Annotated in this window: 2 pseudogenes; one reads left to right on the plus strand and one right to left on the minus strand. The window is 65.5% G+C overall.

Going from position 1 to position 2721, the window contains the following annotated elements:
• Nucleotides 1-2113, plus strand: a pseudogene (gene ligA, locus JOY90_RS27020) (NAD-dependent DNA ligase LigA); the annotation flags it as partial.
• Nucleotides 2114-2219: 106 nt separating this feature from the next.
• Here ligA and JOY90_RS27025 read toward each other — a convergent pair.
• Nucleotides 2220-2721: pseudogene (locus JOY90_RS27025) on the minus strand (Bcr/CflA family drug resistance efflux transporter); the annotation flags it as partial.

Raw genomic sequence — 2721 nt, forward strand, 5'->3', positions numbered from 1 at the left:
ACGTCGCCGACCTCACGCCGGCGAAGGCGAAGACCGAGCACAAGCGGCTTTCGCTCGAGATCGAGCATCACAACAAGCTCTATTACCAGGACGACGCGCCCAGGATCACCGATGCGGATTATGACGCGCTGCGCCAGCGCCTGAACGCGATCGAGGCACGGTTTCCCGAGCTGGTCACCTCGGACTCACCGTCGCAGAAGGTGGGCTCCGCGCCATCGGGGCGCTTCAGGAAAGTCCGGCACGCGTTGCCGATGCTGTCGCTCGACAACGCCTTCGCCGAAGCGGACGTGATCGACTTCGTCGGCCGCATCACGCGCTTCCTGAAGCTCGCCGATGACAAGATCGATTTCTCCGCCGAGCCGAAGATCGACGGCCTGTCGATGTCGCTGCGCTATGAGGGCGGCGAGCTCGCGGTCGCGGCGACCCGCGGCGACGGCGCCGAGGGCGAGGACGTCACCGCCAACATCCGCACGCTCGAAGACGTGCCGAAGAAGCTGAAAGGCCGCAACATTCCCGACATCTGCGAGGTGCGCGGCGAGGTCTACATGACCAAGCAGGCATTTCTCGCGCTGAACGAGCGGCAGAAGGCGGCGGGCGATACCGTCTTCGCCAATCCGCGCAACTCGGCAGCCGGTTCGTTGCGGCAGAAGGATCCCTCGATCACCGCCTCGCGGCCGCTCGGCTTCTTCGCCTATGCCTGGGGCGAGATGAGCGCGACGCCGGAGGACACGCAGTCCGGCATGATCCACTGGTTCGAGCGCTGCGGCTTCAGGACCAACCCGCTGACGAAACTCTGTCATTCCGTCGACGAGCTGATCGCGTTCCACCGTTCCATCGAGGAGCAGCGCGCGACGCTCGACTACGACATCGACGGCGTCGTCTACAAGGTCGATCGCCTCGACTGGCAGGAGCGGCTCGGCTTCGTGTCGCGCAACCCGCGCTGGGCGATCGCGCACAAGTTTCCGGCCGAGCGCGCCATGACCGTGCTGCGCGACATCGAGATCCAGGTCGGCCGCACCGGCTCGTTCACGCCGGTCGGCAAGCTCGAGCCGGTCGGCGTCGGGGGCGTCATCGTGCAGAACGTCAGCCTGCATAACGAGGACTACATCAAGGGCATCGGCGGCGACGGCGAGCAGCTCCGCGAGGGCCGCGACATCCGGATCGGCGACACCGTCGTCATCCAGCGCGCCGGTGACGTGATCCCGCAGGTGGTCGACGTCGTAATCGACAAGCGGCCGAAGGGCGCGAAGGAATTCCACTTCCCGAAGAAGTGCCGTGCCCGCTGCACACCAACGTGGTGCGCGAGGAGACCGCGACCGGTGAGGAGGGCGCCCGCGCCCGCTGCACCGGCGAGTTCGCCTGTCCGTTCCAGAAGATCGAGCATCTGAAGCTGTTCGTCTCGCGCCGCGCCTTCGACATCGACGGGCTCGGGGAGAAGCAGCTCCAGTATTTCTTCGATGAAGGCTGGGTCAAGGAGCCGGCCGACATCTTCACGCTCCAGGCGCGTAACGACAAGCTCAAGCTCGAGGAGATCGAGGGTTATGGCGCGACTTCGGTGCGCAATTTGTTCGGTTCGATCGAGGCCCGGCGCAACATTGCGCTGGAGCGCTTCATCTACGCCCTCGGCATGCGCCATGTCGGCGAGACCACGGCGCTGGCGCTGGCGCGCGGCTATGGCTCCTGGGACGCCTTCCACGACGCCGGCCTCAAGGTCGCCAACGCCGACGAGGAAGCGATCGCCGAGATGGATGCGCTGGACCAGATCGGCGACACCGTGATCAAGGCGGTCGCCGCCTATTTCGGCGAGAGCCACAACCGCGGCATCGTCGAGCGGCTGACCAGGCAGGTGACCATTCTCGACGCGGAGAAGCCGAAGAGCAATTCAGCGGTTGCCGGCAAGACCGTGGTGTTCACCGGCTCGCTGGAGAAGATGACCCGCGACGAGGCCAAGGCCAAGGCAGAACGGCTCGGAGCCAAGGTTTCAGGCTCGGTCTCGAAGAAGACGGATTACGTCGTGGCCGGTCCCGGCGCGGGTTCGAAACTGAAGGAAGCCGAGAAGCACGGCGTCTCCGTGCTGACCGAGGACGAGTGGCTGAAGCTGGTCGGGGGGTGAGGGCACGATGTTCCCCGTCATTGCGAGGAGCGAAGCGACGAAGCAATCCATCTTTCCCCGAGCTGAGGCGTGGATTGCTTCGCTTCGCTCGCAATGACGGTGGTCCTCACACAATCCCCGCCTCTTCCTCCTCCGCCTGCTCGATCAATTCCTCGCTGACCACGATCTTTGGGCGTGGCACGATGAACAGCATGGTCGAGGCGCAGGCGGCCGAGAGCGCGAAGATCGCGGCCGTCAGTGGCAGGGTGGCGGCGAAATGGCCGCCGAGATAGGCGCCGAGCTGCGACACCAGCGAGCCCAGCCCCATCTGCAGGAAGCCCATCGCGCCCGAGGCGGTGCCCGCGGCTTCGGGGCGGACACTGATCGCGCCGGCCGCGGAATTGGCCATCACGAAGGCATTGCCGAACATCACGATCATCTGGGTGCCGAACAGCCAGGACGGCACCATGTTGAGGCCGGCGATGCTCCAGACCAGATTCAGCAGGCTGCCGGTGAGCTGCAGCGCAAGCCCGAACCAGATCAGCTTCTCCAGTGCATGGCGTGGCGCGAAGCGCACGCAGAACACGTTGCCGATCAGATAGGCGAAGGCGGTGGTGGCGAACCAGGCG

The organism is Bradyrhizobium sp. (assembly GCF_019242285.1).
Taxonomy (GTDB): Bacteria; Pseudomonadota; Alphaproteobacteria; order Rhizobiales; family Xanthobacteraceae; genus Bradyrhizobium.